Below are 18,818 nucleotides of genomic sequence, written 5' to 3'. Positions count from 1 at the left end.
ACACTCTCGTTTCACATGCCCAATGGCCGATGAGGTTTACTGACGTTTCTTCGGCATCATGCGCAGCAGCGTATTGTCCTTCCAGTAATAGTGGTGAGCCAGCGCCGCCAGCGCATGCACGCCAATCAGGAAATACCCTGTATTCGCCAGAATAGAGTGCCACTCTTTTAACAGATCAACGCGATCAAAATTGGCTTCGGCAGCATGCGGCATGGTAAGGCCGAAGGCGTACCAGTCATTGCCCCGATAGAACATCATAGTCAGGCCAATCAGCGGTAACGCAATAAACAGCAAGTAGACCAGCAAATGCCCCAGATGCGACATACCGGTGATCATCGGCTTCGGTTTAGGCTGAATCGGCGGTGCGGGGAATTTCAGTCGTACCAACAAGCGCGCCACCATTAACACCAGAATGGAGATGCCACAGGAGACATGAATCATGTTAATCAGAGGGCGAGCGGTACGTGGAAAGAAGCCTCTGAACTCCATGGCACAATAGGCCACGATGACTAACAGAAACACCAGCCAGTGAATGCCGATTTGCAGCCCTGTATATTTAGTACGCATGTGATTTCCTGATAAATGACAAATACAGCGCCAACATAACCACCTTTCCTTAAAAATTCATTAACTTTTCTGTATGGTTTTTCAAATACTTCCTCAGGCATGAAGCATCTTCAATTGCCGCCCGGCCCGACATGGTCTAAGCCTGGATGAGTTCAAACTGTCGCTTCATAAAACCATCAGGAGTCGCTCATGAGCAAAATTGGCATTAACGGATTTGGTCGTATTGGACGTCTGGTTCTTCGTCGCCTTCTCGAAACGCAGGACAGCAATACCGTAGTCGCGATCAATGACCTTACCTCTCCAAAAGTACTGGCATACCTGCTCAGGCATGATTCGAACTATGGTGAGTTTCCGTGGAGCGTTGATTTTACGGAAGACTCACTGATTGTGGATGGCAAGTCCATCTCGGTGTATGCCGAGAAAGAGGCGAAACACATCCCCTGGAAGGCGGCCGGAGTGGATCTCGTCGTGGAGTGCACCGGTTTTTATACCTCTGAAGAGAAGTCCAGAGCACATCTGGATGCGGGGGCTAAAAAAGTGCTGATCTCTGCCCCGGCGGGCGAGATGAAAACGATCGTCTTTAACGTTAATGACGATACGCTCGCCAGCAGCGATACCATCATTTCCGTTGCCTCTTGTACCACCAACTGTCTGGCGCCACTGGCGAAAGTTCTGAATGATGCTTTTGGCATTAAAGTCGGCACAATGACCACCATTCACGCCTATACCGGCACACAGGCGCTGGTTGATGGCCCGCGCGGGAAGGATCTCCGCGCCTCACGTGCGGCAGCGGAAAACATCATTCCGCATACCACCGGAGCGGCAAAAGCTATCGGTCTGGTTATTCCGGCGCTTAGCGGGAAGTTGAAAGGCCATGCGCAGCGCGTCCCGGTGAAAACGGGCTCGGTCACCGAACTGGTGTCGATTCTGGATAAAAAAGTCACCGTGGAAGAGATCCACCAGGCACTGAAAAAGGCTACTGAGAATAACGAATCCTTCGGATACACCGACGACGAAATCGTCTCTTCCGATGTCATCGGCTCACATTTTGGCTCGGTATTTGATGCCACTCAGACAGAAGTCTCTGAGGCGGGTGATGTCCAGTTGGTCAAAACCGTGGCCTGGTACGACAACGAATACGGGTTTGTAACTCAACTGGTGCGAACGCTGGATAAATACGCCGCACTCTAGTTCAACGTCCCCCTCTCTTTTCGGGAGGGGGAACTCGCGTTATGACTGTAAATACACAACCTGCGTTTGCAGATATTCATTCAGACCATGCTTGCCGTCAGCACCACCAATGCCCGACTTACGCCAGCCTGCATGGAATCCTTGCATGGCTTCAAAATTCTCGCGGTTGATGTAGGTTTCGCCAAACTTCAACCCTTTAATGGCTTTCATCGCCACATTCAGATCTTGTGTATAAACAGAGGAGGTCAGGCCATACTCGCTGTCGTTTGCCATTTTCAGTGCCTCTTCCAGCGTGTCAAAGACCACCACGGGCAACACCGGACCAAAAGTTTCTTCATGCATGATCGCCATCTCCTGGCGGACATCCAGCAGCAATGTTGGCGGATAATAGAACCCTTTACCTTCAACCGCCTTACCGCCAAGCACCACTTTCGCCCCTTGCTCTACCGCACGAGCCACTTTCTGCTCCACGCGCGCCAGCGCAGCGGCATTAATCAGCGGTCCCATGGCAATGTCGTTGCGTTCTGCCGGGTTGCCAAACTGTACGGCTTTCATGGCCTCCCCCAGACGGTTCACAAAGCGGTCATAAATCCCTTTCTGGACATACACCCGTTCTGCACAGTTACACACCTGCCCGGTATTGATCACCCGCGAATCGACAATCGCTTTAACGGCCAGCTCAAGATTGGCATCATCCATCACGATAGCTGGCGCTTTTCCGCCTAATTCCAGACCGACTTTGGTGATGTTTTTTGCTGCGGCGGCCATGATCTTCTCACCCGCCACCACGCTGCCCGTCATGCTGACCATCGCCACTTTTGGGTTACCCGCCAGCTCCTGGCCCACGGTTTCGCCTCTCCCCAACACCAGGTTAAAGACCCCTTTTGGCAAGCCGATTTCGTCGACAATTTTGGCAAACGCAATGGCATTGTTCGGGGTGAATTCGCTGGGTTTAATAACAATGGTATTCCCGGTCAGCAAGGCTGGCGCCAGTTTTCGGGCAATCAGGAAAAACGGGAAATTCCACGGCAGGATCCCGGTGGTGACTCCCAGAGCGCGCCTGAAGACGAGAATGTTTTCACCTGGTCGATCGCTCTGGATAATTTCACCTTCATAGCGACGCGCCCACTCGGCCATGTAGTCAATATAGTCGGCAGTAAAAGCCACTTCGACCTCTGCCAGTTGCTGGATTTTTCCACCTTCCGCGACAATTAAAGCGCTGATCTCGCTGGCACGTTCGCGGATCCCGGCAGAAATTTTACGCAGCCAGTTTGCTCGCTCAATGGCAGGAAGCGCTTCCCAGCCAGCCTGTGCCCGTTCAGCCGCGTCAATCGCTTTACGGGCATCGTCGGCACGCCCGTCGGGGATGCGGGAAATGACCACCTCCGTGGCCGGATTAATCACATCAATCCAGGCATCCCCCTGCCAGGCGACAAACTGTCCATCAATATACATAGGATGTTGTACGGGTACTGTCATGACCTGCTCCTGTAATTATGCTGTTCTTAACACGTAAAATTATTGTTAAAAATTACAATCACAGGGCGCTATTCCTGTTCTGTCACACCGTTTTTGTGAGACATCTCATAAAAGAACTGGATCAGCTGATTTTTAAAATTACAAACGGGCAACATAAAATGCCCGTTTGCGATAAACCCAGCGCAAACGGGCAATCACTTACTGAGAGCACGCCGGGTCAGGGCTTCGGTCAGAATCACATCGTGACGTAATACCTCCCATGCAGCGCTCACCGCAGCGGGAAAATCAACATGGACGATAAAATCGCGCCCGGCCGGACCATAGCCGTTTGCATCATCATACAGACGAGGAAGTTCCCCCAGTACCAGCGACAGATAGCGTTCAACGCTCCACAACCCCTCGCCTCCACCGCTGAACACCACGCTATTTTCGCCGTTTTGCAACTGCGGACTGACGCCTGGGTGGCTCACCCAGCGTGGTGAGGAAGGCTCATCGCGACAAACCCGGGCAAGCGTCGCAATAGTACGCCGTTGCATGGTGGGATCCTGCACCACCAGCACACGTTCAGCGCGCCACTGATGCGTTTGCATCATATGCCAGCTAAAGCGCGCATTTTCACCGCAGTTGGTTGAGCGATCCTCCACCCAGACACGATCTTGCGGGATGTGCCAGAACTGGCGTGCGATGTCAGCCAGGATGCTGGCTTCTGCCCGATCGGCTACAGGAAGCGTGTGGTAGCGCGGATGAGCGGCAATCGCACCGTATAAAAATGTCGTCGAATGGCCAATACCGCCGCTAATCAGTAGCGGAACCTGATGTTCAGCAGCAAACCGGCATGCAGCATCAATGGACGGGATCACCGCATTCCCCGCCAGTATCACGGCATCGATATCCTGGGAAGTCTCGCTGCGTAAATCCTCCTGCGCCAGCCAGCGACCTACTGTGTTGACGGCTGCCAACGTAGCCTCTGGCAGGCAGGGAAAGCCTGCCTGAATCATTGTATTCTCCTGTTCTCATTTCCATTCAGGGTAACGGTTTTCACCTGATTAAACAGCGGCGTCCTCTCAAAGCGGCCCTCTGTTATCGCGCCGTGTGTCATTTTTCTGAAATAACCAGAAACATCCAAAAACAGACAGGTTGCACCTGCATTTTATTCTCACAATGCTCAACCAAACAAAACATCACACCGTTAAACACAAATATAAAAGCACCAATTGCTGATAAATACACCGTGTTCTGACCAGTTTACTCCCCTCTCCGCTTGCCAAAATTAACACACAACTCCAAGTTGATTAACAATTTAACAACAATTACTTCTCCAGGTTGCACCTGAAGCGCGTCGGGTGACACCTCTTTTCTTCTCTACGTGACGAGGTTAGGGATCATGACAGAACGTGAAAGCACGGCAACGGTATTACGAAAAAACAAAAAGGTGTTGATTGCCAGCCTGACGGGCAGCTCCATTGAATGGTTTGACTATTTTCTCTATGGCACAGCTGCGGCGCTGGTGTTTAACAAGATCTTCTTTCCCATGGTGGACCCGGTCATTGGGTTGATTCTCTCGTATCTCTCTTTCTCATTAACCTTCTTCATCCGCCCCATTGGCGGGGTACTTTTCGCCCACATCGGGGACCGTATTGGACGTAAAAAAACGCTGGTGTTAACCCTTTCGCTTATGGGGGGTGCAACCGTGGCAATCGGCTTGCTCCCGACCTATGACATGATCGGGATGTGGGCGCCAGCCCTGCTGATCCTGATGCGAATCATCCAGGGGATGGGAATTGGTGGGGAATGGGGTGGCGCACTGCTTCTGGCGTATGAATATGCCCCTGAAAAACGAAAAGGCTTCTTTGGCAGTATTCCACAGGCGGGTGTAACCATCGGTATGCTGATGGCAACCTTTATCGTATCGCTAATGACATTGTTCAGCGAAGAAGATTTCCTTTCCTGGGGCTGGCGTATTCCGTTCCTGTTAAGCTCGGTGCTGGTGCTGATTGGTTTGTGGATCCGCAAAGACATCGACGAAACACCCGATTTCAAGAAAGTGAAAAAATCTGGCCAGGTGGCCAAAGCACCGCTGCGTGAGACGCTGAAGTATCACTGGCGTGAAGTGCTGATCGCCGCCGGATTGAAGGTCGTGGAAACCGCTCCCTTCTATATTTTCTCCACCTTCGTGGTCAGCTATGCCACGACCACACTGACATACCAAAAATCACAGGCACTTGAGGCAGTAACCCTCGGCGCACTGGTGGCCACTATCATGATCCCGCTCATGGGACTGTTGTCCGATAAAGTTGGCCGCCAGAAAATGTATGCCGTGAGCGTCTTTGTGCTGGGGTTGTTTATCGTACCGTGGTTTATGTTGCTCAATACCGGAACAACCTGGGCGATCGTGCTCGCAACGGTGATTGCCTTCGGTGTGCTGTGGGCGCCTGTTACCGCGGTGCTGGGAACCCTCTGCTCAGAAATCTTCAGCGCCAACGTTCGCTACACTGGCATCACGCTGGGCTATCAGCTTGGTGCAGCCCTGGCTGGGGGCACTGCGCCACTGATCGCCACAGGATTGCTGGCAAAATATGACGGAGACTGGGTTCCGGTTGCCTGGTATCTGGCAGTCACGGTGACAATTTCACTGATCGCGATTTTCTTCGCCAGCCGGATGAAACGCATCCCTGCCATACAGGCCCAACCCGGCGAGCTTTAATCCTCTGGTGGCCAATGAGCCTGGTCGCCCTTTTCCTCCCTCCTGATCTCATTAACATTTGATTGATGATCAAAAATCATAGGTAGGGATTAAGGGCTGGGATGGGTTTACGCTGGCGATTGTAAACGGGTGAAGAATGGTGTGGCCTGATTCCCTCCCCCTTGGGGGAGAGGGAATCAATGCCGTTAACCGGAAATCTGCTCCATTGCCTGCAAAATACGCTTATCTGAAATCGGATATGGCGTCCCCAACTGCTGAGCAAAGAAACTGACGCGCAGCTCTTCAATCATCCAGCGGATCTCCTGCACATCGTCATCCTCACGGCGTGCTGGCGGCAGTTTGTTAAGCCACTGCTGCCAGGCCTGCTGGACGCTTTCCACTTTCAGCATCTGCGCACGATCCCGGTGGGGATCGATGGCCATTTTTTCCAGCCGTTTTTCAATGGCGTGGAGATAACGCAGCGTATCGCCCAGACGTTTAAAGCCATTGCCGGTCACAAACCCACGGTAAACCAGCCCCGTCATTTGCGCTTTCACATCGGATAATCCCAGCGCCATGGTCATATCAACCCGCCCTTTCAGACGCTTATTGATATTAAAGACCGCGGTCAGGATCTGCTCCACCTGTTTGGCAATTTCAACGACGGTATCGTTGAGTTCAGCGCGCACCTTGTCGTGCAATCTGGCGAATGCATCTTCCGTCCAGACCGGGCCACCAGCTTCGTTGATCAGTTTGTCCACACCGCAGGAGATGCAGTCATCAATCAGATCCAGCACTTTGCCATACGGGTTAAAATAGAGCCCCAGTTTGGCTTTGTTCGGTAACTTCTCGTGCAAGTACTTAATGGGCGACGGAATGTTCAGCAGCAGTAAACGGCGCAGGCCGCGCCACATCATCTGTTGCTGTTCCTGTTGGTTATCGAATAGCTTGATCGCCACGCTGTCACGCTCATCCACCAGCGCAGGCCAGGCTTTCACCTTGTAGTTACCGCGTTTCTGCTCGTAGCTTTCCGGCAACTGACCAAAGCTCCAGATATGCAACCCGCTCTGTTCAATACCATCGTCCGCCACGGAGGACAGCGTTTCCTGAACTTTGCCTTTGAGCACCTCTTTCAGTTCAGTCAGCGAGCGTCCTTCCTGGAGCTTTTTGTTTTTGTCATCCACGACGCGGAACGTGATTTTCAGGTGATCGGGAACCTGATCCCAGTGCCAGGAATCCCGGTCAATCGTTACCCCTGTCATTCGGCGCAGTTCGCGCTCCAGCGCATCCAGCAATGGCAGTTCCAGCGGCGTCACCCGGCCCAAAAAGGCCTCGGCATAGTTAGGTGCTGGCACAAAATTACGACGTACCGGTTTTGGCAAAGACTTGATCAGCGCAATCACCAATTCGCGGCGAAGCCCTGGGATCTGCCACTCAAATCCACTCTCCTCAACCTGATTGAGTAACGGCAGAGGAATATGCACCGTCACACCGTCCGCGTCTGCGCCCGGTTCAAACTGGTAGGTCAAACGCAGTTTGAGGTTGCCCTGATGCCAGAAGTTCGGATAGTCGAGCTTGCTGACCTGTTCCGCCCCTTCTTTAATCAGCATGCTCTTTTCAAAGTTGAGCAGATCTGGCGCGTCTTTACTGGCTTTCTTCCACCAGTTGTCGAAATGGCGAGCAGAAATCACATCGTGGCTGATACGCTGATCGTAAAACTCAAACAGCGCCTCGTCGTCCACGAGGATATCGCGGCGACGTGACTTGTGCTCCAGCTCTTCCACTTCAGCACGCAGTTTGAGGTTTTCCCGGAAAAAGGCATGACGCGTCTGCCAGTCACCTTCCACCAGCGCATGGCGAATAAACAGCTCGCGGCACAGCGCCGGGTCGATCTGGCTGTAGTTCACTTTACGGGCTGCAACCACAGGCAGACCGTAAACGGTCACTTTTTCGGTCGCCATCACCGCGCCCTGCGCGCGCTCCCAGTGTGGTTCACTGTATGCGCGTTTCAGCAGATGCTGAGCAACCGGCTCCACCCATTCCGGGTCGATTCGCGCGGCGATACGCCCCCACAAACGGCTGGTTTCCACCAGTTCCGCCACCATAGCCCACTTCGGTGGCTTCTTGAATAAGCCGGAACCTGGGAAAATGGAGAAGCGTGCGTTACGTGCGCCGGTAAATTCCTGTTTATCGGTATCTTTCATCCCGATATGCGACAGCAATCCGGTCAGCAACGCGATATGGATCTCGCGGTATTCTGCCGGTTCACTGTTGACCGGAATACCCAGTTCTTTCACTACCTGGCGCAGCTGTGTGTAGATATCCTGCCATTCGCGGACGCGCAAATAGTTGAGGAAATCCACACGACACTGGCGGCGGAACTGATTTGACGACAGCGCTTTTTGCTGCTCACCCAGGTAGTTCCACAGGTTCACGAAAGCGAGGAAATCGGACTCTTTATCATGGAATCGACGGTGTTTCTCGTCAGATGCCTGCTGTTTGTCCATCGGGCGCTCACGCGGGTCCTGAATGGAAAGTGCAGACGTGATGATCATCGCTTCACGCACACAGCCGTGTTTTTGCGCCTCCAGCACCATGCGCGCTAAACGTGGGTCAACCGGCAACTGGCTGAGCTGACGGCCCATCGGCGTCAGTTTATACGCCGTTGCCTGCTCATCAGTGGTGATCGCACCTAACTCTTCCAGCAGACGTACGCCATCCTGGATATTGCGTTTATCCGGCGCTTCAACAAACGGGAACGCGGCAATATCGCCCAGGCCCAACGCGGTCATCTGCAAAATAACCGATGCCAGGTTGGTACGCAGAATTTCCGGGTCGGTAAATTCCGGACGCGACAGGAAATCATCTTCCGAATAAAGGCGAATACAGATCCCTTCCGACACACGGCCACAGCGCCCTTTACGCTGATTAGCCGAGGCCTGCGAAACCGGCTCAATCGGCAGGCGCTGTACTTTAGTGCGGTAGCTGTAGCGGCTGATACGCGCCGTACCGGGGTCGATAACGTATTTAATACCCGGAACAGTCAGCGAGGTTTCCGCCACGTTAGTGGCCAGCACAATGCGACGCCCGTTATGTGCCTGGAATACCCGATTCTGTTCACTGTTTGATAAGCGCGCATAAAGCGGCAGGATCTCGGTATGGCGCAGGTCGCGCTTGCTTAGCGCATCAGCGGTGTCACGGATTTCCCGCTCACCGCTCATGAAGATCAGGATATCGCCCGGACTTTCGCGCCCCAGTTCATCCACCGCATCAAAGATCGCCTGCAACTGGTCGCGTTCTGTATCTTCCGCCTCTTCCACGACAGGACGATAACGCACCTCAACCGGATAGGTACGGCCAGAGACTTCAATGATCGGCGCATTGTTAAAGTGGCGCGAGAAACGTTCAGGATCGATGGTCGCCGAGGTAATAATGATTTTGAGATCCGGGCGACGCGGCAGCAACTCACGCAGATAACCCAGGAGGAAATCAATGTTCAGACTGCGCTCATGCGCTTCATCGATGATGATAGTGTCATACCGCATCAGCAGACGGTCCTGCTGAATTTCCGCCAGCAGAATACCGTCGGTCATCAGTTTGACCATGGTGTTATCGCTGACGTGATCGCTGAAACGCACCTTGTAGCCAATGCAACCGCCCGGCTCCGTCTTCAACTCTTCGGCAATACGGTTTGCCACGGTACGCGCCGCCAGGCGACGCGGTTGGGTATGGCCGATCAGACCTTTAATACCGCGCCCCAGCTCCATACAGATTTTCGGCAACTGGGTCGTTTTTCCCGACCCGGTTTCCCCCGCCACAATCACCACCTGGTGATCGCGCACCGCTTCCAGAATTTCCTGCTTTTTCTGGCTAACGGGCAGGTTTTCCGGGTAGTCAATCACCGGACGCGCCGCTTCGCGCAGCGAAACTTTCCCTGCGGCTTGTTCAATCTCTTTAGCCATCTCCTGGTAAATGGCCTGTTGTGCATCAGGATTTTTAACCTTCTTCACACCATGCAGACGGCGGGCAAAACGCTGTTTATCGCGCAGCATCAGCGTATCAAGCTGCTGCATGAGCATCGGGAAGGTTAATTTTTGTTGTTCTGTCATAGCGTTAACGGGCAGTGCTCTGCCGGGTAAAATCTCATTTTAATGATTGGGATAGAGTACCACATCGGCGCTTTCTACGCCTTATTCAAAAAAATCGAACATAGGATTCGATATATTGCGCTATCCCTGCGGCAGGATTGTGAATAAAGTGTCAACAAGCAACGGGGCAACCCCCTTCAATCAAATACAATATAGGAATCACCCATGAGCAAAGTATTAGTTCTTAAATCCAGTATTCTGGCAGGGTACTCTCAGTCCGGTCAGCTGTCCGATTATTTCGTTGAACAGTGGCGTGAACAGCATAGCGCTGATGAAATCACCGTCCGTGATCTGGCCGCAAACCCGATTCCTGTGCTGGATGGCGAACTGGTTGGCGCCCTGCGTCCGAGCGATGCCCCACTGACTCCGCGTCAGCAGGAAGCGCTGGCGCTGTCCGATGAACTGATTGCTGAGCTGCAGGCTCACGATGTTATCGTGATCAACGCCCCAATGTACAACTTCAACATCCCGACTCAGCTGAAGAACTACTTCGACCTGGTTGCACGTGCTGGCGTAACCTTCCGTTACACCGAAAACGGCCCAGAAGGCCTGGTGAAAGGTAAACGTGCGGTGGTTCTGACCAGCCGTGGCGGTATTCACAAAGATACCGCAACTGACCTGGTTGCACCGTATCTGACCATTTTCCTGGGCTTCATCGGTATCACCGATGTGAACTTTGTGTTCGCAGAAGGTATTGCTTACGGACCTGAAGTCGCGACCAAAGCACAGTCTGACGCGAAAGCAGCAATCGACAGCCTGGTGGCTGCATAAGATTTCCCCCTCTCACCGCCTGGTGGGAGGGTTTTTCTTTTTCTCCTTCCCGTTTTCCCCTTCGTGAACATCCATTTATCACCACACTCTCGCCCGATTGTTCCCTTGCGCAAAACAGGAATACCTGCGTAAACGCACATCCGGGTGATATAGTCTGGCCGCAAAATACCGGTTTCATTGCAAAGGAAGGAGTGGCTTTTGAGAACACAAAAAAGATGCATGGGCCATGTGGCCATCGTTGTTGATGATTACGATCGCGCCATTGAATACTACACCAAGAAACTGGGTTTTAAGCTGGTCGAAGACACACCCCAGCCTGGGAAACGCTGGGTTGTCGTGACACCGAACCCGGAAAGCGACTGCCATCTTCTGCTGGCACGGGCCTCCAATGACACGCAGGAAGCGTTTATTGGTAATCAGTGCGGTGGGCGCGTTTTTCTTTTCCTCCAGACCGACGATTTCTGGCGTGACTATAATGCCATGAAGACGGCTGGCGTTCAGTTTTGTGAAACGCCGCGCGAGGAAGAGTATGGAACCGTCGTCGTATTTGAGGATCTCTACGGAAATCGCTGGGATTTATACCAAAATAAGTGACATCAGGAAGCGCCTTCTGGCGCCTCTTCTTATTGACGACGTAAGGCTGTGTTCAGAATTTTGTGTCACGCTTAATCGGGCGACCTGAACTGGCGAATTTTGACGAGTAACACGCTACGCTACAGCCTTTACCCTGCCGATTTAGGGCGTAAATTTTCATCAAATTCCAGTCGTTTACGTCCGGGTTCAACATCCCGCAACGGCTCAACCTGGTGCATCGTTTTTTTGCAGCGTTCCACCAGCACCTGATATTCACGTGTCCCCTGTTTTTTCCAGACGAGTTCTTGCTCGCTCAGTTCGCGGATGGCTTTCGCCGGACTGCCGATAATCAGATGATTGGCGGGCATATCCGCCTTCGCTTTCACAAACGCCGCCGCCCCGACAATGCTGTTTTCTCCGATCACCGCCCCATCCATCACCACCGCATTCATCCCAACCAGCGCGTTGCGGCGAATAATGCAGCCATGCAAAATGGCGCTGTGACCAATATGCCCGTCTTCCTCCACGACGGTATCCTGCTCAGGAAACCCGTGCATCACACAGTTATCCTGGATGTTCGCCCCATCTTTCACCACGATACGGCCAAAATCGCCACGCAGGCTAGCATTCGGGCCGATGTACACCCCTTTGCCCAGAATCACATCGCCAATCAAAACGGCAGTGGGATGGACATAACTCTCATCAGGGACAACCGGCGTCAGACCGTCAATTTGATAAACAGGCATACCCTCTCCTTATGCGATATTCAGGCCACCAAAGCGCTGAAAAAAGAGCGACCCAGGCACAGGCAATTCACCCACAGAGGTTTCACCTTTTTCACTGACAAAAGCCAGCGCGCCTGAGGCTAGGCGTTGGTAGATATTAATGCACAGCTGTCTGGCACTCTGTCCTGCCCAGTGCGCAGGCAGTAACTCCTCCGGCAACAGCGGGTCTTTGAGCACCACACGGCGATAAAAATGGATCAGTAACAGCTGGATCTGGAAGCAACGCTCAGGCGTAAGTTCCTCCGGCTCGGCCTCCTTCAATAGCGGCAACAGAGGCCGGAAGGAGTCAATAAAGGTTTCGTACATCGTATTTTGTTCGGTGAGTTGCCAGCACTCTTCCACCCGCGCACGCAGTGCCGCACGGGAAAGCGCCAGCGGGGAATGTGCTTCAAAAAAGATCACGTTTTCCGCCACACCCGCTTCATGCAGCAGAGATTGCACATCCGCCAGATGTTGCAAAGGCGAGGCCATCAGGCTTGGCGCAAGCGTGCCAAACCCCTGCCAGATCAGCTGTTTTTTTACATCGGCAAGCGTGACTTTATCCAGCCCTTCAGACAGCAGCAGCAACCACTTGCCATCCCAGGCGGGCAGTTCCGCGCGATAGATTTTGTTCTCCGCACGACGCGTCAGGCGCAACCCTTTATCGCTCAGGCGGTAAAAACTGCGACGCCCAAGCCGCGATACGTCCAGCCAACCTTCTTTGTTCAGGCGAAACAACGCGGTACGCACAAAGCGTTCACCGAATCCCATTCCTTCAAGCAGCGCAGCCAGGCTCCCCAGCCAAATTTCGCCTCCACGATGGGAAAGCGCATCACCATACAGTGACGAAATCAGCGATGTTCCGCTAATGGGAACAGAACTCACGGCATGCTGGATAAAGGCATCAAGTTTATTCATATGATTCATTCTGTTGTCTTTATTGTCGATAATGAATCATAGCACAGCCATTTTTACCGGCCCTCTCCCAAAAAAGAGAGGGCCAGATTCAGGCTCAGGTATTCACAATCGCTTTACGCATATCAAAGACGCGGCAGGCTTTACCTTCTGAACGTGGAATACTGCCGCAGTTCACGATGGTGACATCCGTTGAAATCCACACCATCGATTTAATACGGTGGCGCAACTCATGGCATACCTGACAGCGCTGCTCATGGCTCAACGTTAAACTACTCTCTTTCAGCTCCACTTTGACAGAAAGCGAATCAAGATGACCGCGACGGTTTACCTCCAGCTGATAATGGGGCGAAAGATGTTCAAACTTGACGATCTCTTCCTCAAGCTGCGACGGGAAGACGTTTACCCCCCGGATGATCAGCATATCGTCGCTGCGTCCGCTGATGCGATCCATCCTGCGCATGGTGCGCGCCGTACCTGGCAACAGGCGTGTCAGGTCACGCGTGCGGTAACGAATCACCGGTAACGCTTCTTTGGTGAGCGTGGTGAAGAGCAGTTCCCCTTGCTCGCCATCGTCCAGCGGAGTTCCGTCTTTCGGATTGACGATTTCCGGATAGAAATGATCTTCCCAGATGGTCGGGCCGTCGGCGGTTTCGATACACTCCATCGCCACGCCTGGCCCCATCACTTCTGACAGCCCGTAAATGTCCAGCGCGGTGATCCCCAGACGCTTCTCGATTTCGCGGCGCATTGCCAGTGTCCAGGGCTCTGCCCCAAACACACCGACACGCAGAGAGCATTTGCTGGCATCTCCGCCCATCTGTCGCTCCAGCTCTTCAATCAGATTGAGGCAATACGACGGCGTGACCATGATCATATCAGGCTGAAAATCGCGGATCAGTTGCGCCTGCTTCTCGGTCTGGCCGCCGGACATCGGGATCACGGTGGCCCCCAGACGTTCAGCGCCATAGTGCGCGCCCAGCCCGCCGGTAAACAATCCGTACCCGTAAGCCACATGGATTTTGTCTTTTGCACTGCCGCCAGCAGCGCGCAGCGACCGGGCGACGATGTTTGCCCAGGTGTCGATGTCATTTTGGGTATATCCCACGACGGTCGGCTTCCCGGTTGTACCGGACGAGGCGTGAATACGCACCACCTTCTCCATCGGAACGGCAAAGGTATCGAACGGATGCTGGATGAAACCATTCCGGATTACACCGGGGCGCCAATGACCATCCCACGCGCTATCGCCATTTTCGAACGTTACGCCGGGCCAGAGTATAAACACCAGGAAATGGGACAGCCAAACGTCAGTACCGAACGTCGTGAACTGGTTGTGCGCTGGGTCAGTACCGTCGGGAACTATGACTATATCTTTGACTGGATCTTCCACGAAAACGGTACAATTGGCATTGATGCTGGCGCAACGGGCATTGAAGCGGTGAAAGGCGTACTGGCAAAAACCATGCATGATCCGAGCGCCAAAGACGACACCAAATACGGCACGCTGATTGATCACAACATCGTGGGAACTACCCACCAGCACATCTATAACTTCCGTCTGGATATGGATGTTGATGGCACGAACAATACCCTGGTTGCCATGGACCCGGAGGTAAAACCAAACACCGCCGGTGGCCCACGCACCAGTACCATGCAGATCAATCAGTACAATATCGATACCGAGCAGCAGGCGGCCCAGAAATTCGACCCAGGTACAATTCGTCTGCTGAGCAACACCAGTAAAGAAAACCGCATGGGCAACCCGGTCTCCTACCAGATCATCCCGTATGCTGGCGGTACACATCCGGTGGCAACTGGGGCGAAATTTGCACCAGACGAATGGATTTACCATCGCCTGAGCTTTATGGACAAACAGCTGTGGGTCACGCGTTACCACCCGAACGAGATGTACCCGGAAGGGAAGTTCCCGAACCGTTCCACGCATGACACCGGGTTAGGCCAGTACAGTAAAGATAACGAATCGATAGACAATCAGGATGATGTGGTCTGGATGACGACGGGGACAACCCACGTTGCCCGCGCGGAAGAGTGGCCGATTATGCCAACAGAATGGGTACATACCCTGCTCAAACCGTGGAACTTCTTTGACGAGACGCCTACGCTTGGCAAGAAGAAAGACGACAAGTAACCCTCCGGCCGGGCCCTGTGCCCGGCTTTTTTATCGCCTTAAAAACGATAACGTTCACGCAGTCACTAACGCGCCTGACGCGACAAAAGCGAAACAGCCTACCTCTCTATAAAATTATTACTTTCATTATTCATCTTGCACAAACCGTCTCTGATAATTAACAACAGCCTACGAAGTATTACCTGCAATAGTGTATTGAGCGTAGACCAGTTTTATTCTAATTCAATTGGTTGATTTTTATTTCTCACCTTGCTGAATGATGTTCTCTGATTATATTTAGACATGCTTCCCGTTTTCATTCCTTGAAACATTTTCAGTTAACCAGGCCACAGAGTTCACACAAACGACGCTGTATATCCACTGAGAGGTTTTAGAATGAATGTCAATTTGATTGTCAGAAGTCTCGCGCTGGCGGGATTTTTCATTTCGGTCAGTACCGCTAATGCCGCTGAAGCCCCGAAAGAGGCGACATCCGCAACACAACAAGCCAATAATGCACTTTATAATCAACTGCCTTTTTCTGATAACACTGATTTTACCAATGCCCATAAAGGATTTATTGCGCCACTTCCCCAGGATATTATCAAAGGGGAACAAGGAAATGTCATCTGGGATCCACAGCAATATTCTTTTATTAAAGAAGGTGATAAATCACCGGATACCGTTAACCCAAGTTTATGGCGTCAATCTCAGCTGATTAATATTAGCGGTCTGTTTGAAGTGACGGATGGGGTATATCAAATCCGTAATCTTGACTTATCAAATATGACTATTATTGAAGGGAAAGAAGGCGTTACGGTTGTCGATCCACTGGTTTCAGCTGAGACCGCTAAAGTCGGGATGGATCTCTATTTTAAAAACCGTGGTAAAAAACCAGTGGTGGCGATTATCTACACCCACAGCCATGTTGACCACTATGGCGGCGTGCGTGGTGTTGTGGATGAGGCTGACGTGAAATCCGGTAAAGTAAAAGTGTATGCCCCTTCCGGATTTATGGAGGCTGCAGTGGCGGAAAACATTATGGCCGGTAACGTCATGAGCCGCCGCGCCAGCTATATGTACGGCAACCTGCTGAAACCTGACGCCAAAGGACAGGTTGGCGCAGGCCTGGGAACCACGACATCTGCCGGTACAGTGACCCTGATTGCCCCCACCAATATCATTGAAAAGGATGGGCAGAAAGAGACGATCGACGGCCTGACGTATGATTTTATGCTAGCCCCTGGATCGGAAGCTCCCTCCGAAATGTTGTGGTTTATCGAAGAGAAAAAACTCATCGAATCCGCCGAAGATGTCACCCACACGCTGCACAACACCTACTCCCTGCGCGGGGCAAAAATTCGAGAGCCTCTGCCATGGTCAAAATACATTAACGAAGCGATTGTCCGCTGGGGCGATAAAGCCGACATCCTGATGGCCCAACACCACTGGCCAACCTGGGGTAACGACAACGTCGTAAAACTGCTGAAAAGTCAGCGCGATCTCTACCGCTATATCAACGACCAGACCCTGCGAATGGCGAATGAAGGCCAGACCCGCGACGAAATTGCCGCTAATTTCACGCTGCCGGATTCGCTGGCGCATACCTGGGCCAACCGGGGTTATTACGGTTCGGTAAGCCATGATGTGAAAGCAACCTACGTGCTCTATCTTGGCTGGTTTGATGGCAACCCGGCAACGCTCGACGAGCTGCCACCAGAAGAGGCGGCGAAGAAATTTGTCGACTACATGGGAGGGGCTGATGCCATTCTGAGCAAAGCAAAAACCGACTTTGATCAGGGCAACTACCGCTGGGTTGCACAGGTCGTCAGCAAAGTCGTGTTTGCCGATCCGAACAATCAGGCCGCCCGTAATCTGGAAGCCGATGCGCTGGAGCAACTGGGTTATCAGGCCGAATCCGGACCGTGGCGCAACTTCTACCTGACAGGTGCGCAGGAGCTGCGCAATGGCGTGGTGAAAGGCCCAACGCCAAACACTGCCAGCCCGGATACAGTGCGAGCCATGACGCCAGAAATGTTCTTCGACTACCTTGCCGTTCATATCAATGGGCAGAAAGCCGCGGACGCCAAATCGGTATTTAATATCGATCTCGGCAGTGACGGAGGCAAATACAAGCTCGAACTGGAAAACGGTGTGCTTAACCATACCGCGAACAGTGAAGCGAAGGATGCCGATGCCACCATTTCACTGAACCGCGATACGCTGAATAAAATAATCCTGAAGGAAGTCACGCTAAAACAAGCGCAGGATAACGGCGAGGTGAAAATTACTGGCGACGGCAGCAAACTGGATGCCATGCTGGGTTATATGGATAAATTCGAGTTCTGGTTCAACATTGTGACACCGTAACGCAGAGAAACATGGGTGGCGACCCCGCCCATGTTTCTCTCCCCCAGTTCCCTTTGATGAGGGAAATTAGTATCGATGGAAAAGAGACACCCTTCGACGCCTGAACCTGCAACCTGGTTAACACGTCGGGCGATGGTTGCCCATGGTCTGGCAATGAATCTTCCGTGGCTGGCCTTTGTGAATGTGAGTTTTGCGCTCATGGTTCTGCTGCGTAACCGCCTATTCCACAATATTGATAACGCCTTCCAGACCGGGCCACATCCAACGTTAATGATCGACGCCTCAATGCTGGGCATTATTATTCTGTCTATCACGATAATGATCATGGCCTGGCGACAGATAGCAGGGATAAGCCTGATTTTGTTCATCTGCAGTTCGATCTGATCAATATCCTGTTACTGGTTCATTACTGACTGGCAACTTCCTCACGCCTGGCCACTTTGCGTGATCCTGTTGTTGACCGGGATGACGGCACTCTATTTTGATTCAGCGGGGTTATTGTCCTTTGTTTCACCGCTCTGGTTTACCCTGCCGATCGCCAGCGTGGCGCTGAATCAGGGCATCAACATTCGCTTTGCCGTCGTCTGGGTCGTCTTTACGTTGATCCTGGTATTTGGTCGTTTTATTCTGCTGCGCTGGTTTGAAGAAGCCTGGCGGCGCAACCAGCAAAATCAGTTGTTAATTTCACGTCTGGATGCACTGGCACATCTGGACCCCTTAACTGAAACCGCAAACCGACGGGCGATGGAAAGCGTGCTGGAACATGCAGTGACGCAGCGCACCGCGTTTTCAGTGATCATGCTGGATGTCGACTGTTTCAAACTCTACAACGACACCTACGGACATCAGGCGGGAGATGATTGTTTGACCCGTGTGGCACAGATCCTGAAAGCGTCAGTGCGCACACCTGACGATGTGGTTTCGCGCTATGGCGGCGAAGAGTTTGTCATGATTCTCTTCGACTGCCCGGAAAACAGCGCAGAACGGGTTGCGGAGCGGATTCAGGACGGGCTGCGCCGGGAAGCCATTCCGCATGTCGCTTCAACCGCGAGCGATCATGTGACAGTGAGTATGGGGATTGCCGGCATGACGGCCGGTTTGACTGCCAGTGAGATTATTGCCCATGCCGATGCAGCGCTTTATCGGGCGAATAAATATCCTCCGGCATAGCCGGAGGTTTTTCTGATGCGCCTGTAAGGCTCTCTTACCAGCCACGCCCTAACAGG

11 protein-coding genes and 3 pseudogenes are annotated in these 18,818 nt (G+C 52.6%); 7 read left to right on the top strand and 7 right to left on the bottom strand.

Annotated elements, in window-relative coordinates; genetic code table 11:
• Nucleotides 1–36 precede the first annotated feature (36 nt).
• Nucleotides 37–567 (bottom strand): cytochrome b561, encoded by a 531-nt coding sequence (gene cybB, locus GF617_RS03285; RefSeq protein WP_181623444.1) that lies wholly within the window; start codon nucleotides 565–567, stop codon nucleotides 37–39.
• Between the two features lie 189 nt (nucleotides 568–756).
• Between cybB and gap the strand changes: the two genes are divergently transcribed.
• Nucleotides 757–1,758 carry a type I glyceraldehyde-3-phosphate dehydrogenase gene (gene gap, locus GF617_RS03280; protein WP_203451041.1) on the top strand — a complete coding sequence of 334 codons (1,002 nt, stop codon included), beginning with the start codon at nucleotides 757–759 and terminating at the stop codon, nucleotides 1,756–1,758.
• Between the two features lie 39 nt (nucleotides 1,759–1,797).
• Here gap and aldA read toward each other — a convergent pair whose 3' ends face one another.
• On the bottom strand, nucleotides 1,798–3,237 hold the full coding sequence (gene aldA, locus GF617_RS03275; protein ID WP_203451040.1) for an aldehyde dehydrogenase: 1,440 nt from the start codon (nucleotides 3,235–3,237) through the stop codon (nucleotides 1,798–1,800).
• Nucleotides 3,238–3,431: 194 nt separating this feature from the next.
• The gene (locus GF617_RS03270; protein WP_203451039.1) at nucleotides 3,432–4,235 is read right to left on the bottom strand and encodes a YdcF family protein; all 804 of its coding nucleotides are present in this window, start codon (nucleotides 4,233–4,235) and stop codon (nucleotides 3,432–3,434) included.
• Between the two features lie 386 nt (nucleotides 4,236–4,621).
• Here GF617_RS03270 and GF617_RS03265 point away from each other — a divergent pair, with 386 nt between their 5' ends.
• Nucleotides 4,622–5,941 (top strand): MFS transporter, encoded by a 1,320-nt coding sequence (locus GF617_RS03265; RefSeq protein ID WP_239006313.1) that lies wholly within the window; start codon nucleotides 4,622–4,624, stop codon nucleotides 5,939–5,941.
• Nucleotides 5,942–6,126: 185 nt separating this feature from the next.
• Here GF617_RS03265 and hrpA read toward each other — a convergent pair whose 3' ends face one another.
• A complete protein-coding gene (gene hrpA, locus GF617_RS03260) occupies nucleotides 6,127–10,029 on the bottom strand; it encodes an ATP-dependent RNA helicase HrpA (RefSeq protein ID WP_203451038.1) in 3,903 nt (1,300 codons plus the stop codon).
• 204 nt (nucleotides 10,030–10,233) lie between these two features.
• Here hrpA and azoR point away from each other — a divergent pair, with 204 nt between their 5' ends.
• Together azoR and GF617_RS03250 are read left to right on the top strand one after the other, a co-directional pair.
• Nucleotides 10,234–10,839 (top strand): FMN-dependent NADH-azoreductase, encoded by a 606-nt coding sequence (gene azoR, locus GF617_RS03255; protein ID WP_181623438.1) that lies wholly within the window; start codon nucleotides 10,234–10,236, stop codon nucleotides 10,837–10,839.
• Nucleotides 10,840–11,037: 198 nt separating this feature from the next.
• Entirely contained in the window at nucleotides 11,038–11,433 is a 396-nt protein-coding gene (locus GF617_RS03250) for a VOC family protein (protein WP_181623437.1), read from the top strand.
• Nucleotides 11,434–11,561: 128 nt separating this feature from the next.
• Here the strand turns inward: GF617_RS03250 and paaY are convergent, their stop codons facing one another.
• The 3 genes and pseudogenes from paaY to paaK form a co-directional block, all read right to left on the bottom strand.
• Nucleotides 11,562–12,158: a phenylacetic acid degradation protein PaaY gene (gene paaY, locus GF617_RS03245; protein WP_181623436.1), complete on the bottom strand. Its 597-nt coding sequence runs from the start codon at nucleotides 12,156–12,158 to the stop codon at nucleotides 11,562–11,564.
• A 9-nt stretch (nucleotides 12,159–12,167) separates the two neighbouring features.
• On the bottom strand, nucleotides 12,168–13,103 hold the full coding sequence (gene paaX, locus GF617_RS03240; protein ID WP_203451037.1) for a phenylacetic acid degradation operon negative regulatory protein PaaX: 936 nt from the start codon (nucleotides 13,101–13,103) through the stop codon (nucleotides 12,168–12,170).
• A gap of 85 nt (nucleotides 13,104–13,188) precedes the next feature.
• Nucleotides 13,189–14,283, bottom strand: a pseudogene (paaK, locus tag GF617_RS03235) (phenylacetate--CoA ligase PaaK); the annotation flags it as partial.
• Between paaK and tynA the strand changes: the two are divergent.
• The 3 genes and pseudogenes from tynA to GF617_RS03220 all read left to right on the top strand — a co-directional run.
• Nucleotides 14,281–15,243 (top strand): annotated as a pseudogene (gene tynA / locus GF617_RS03230) (primary-amine oxidase); the annotation flags it as partial. The pseudogenes paaK and tynA overlap by 3 nt on opposite strands.
• Before the next feature lie 375 nt (nucleotides 15,244–15,618).
• The gene (locus tag GF617_RS03225; protein WP_203451036.1) at nucleotides 15,619–17,592 is read left to right on the top strand and encodes an alkyl/aryl-sulfatase; all 1,974 of its coding nucleotides are present in this window, start codon (nucleotides 15,619–15,621) and stop codon (nucleotides 17,590–17,592) included.
• Nucleotides 17,593–17,667: 75 nt separating this feature from the next.
• Nucleotides 17,668–18,762 (top strand): annotated as a pseudogene (locus GF617_RS03220) (membrane-associated sensor domain-containing protein).
• Nucleotides 18,763–18,818: the final 56 nt, after the last annotated feature.

Source organism: Lelliottia sp. RWM.1, from assembly GCF_016859735.1.
GTDB lineage: Bacteria > Pseudomonadota > Gammaproteobacteria > Enterobacterales > Enterobacteriaceae > Enterobacter.
The sequence above is the reverse complement of the archived record's forward strand: the minus strand, read 5'-3'. Positions and strand labels throughout refer to the sequence as shown.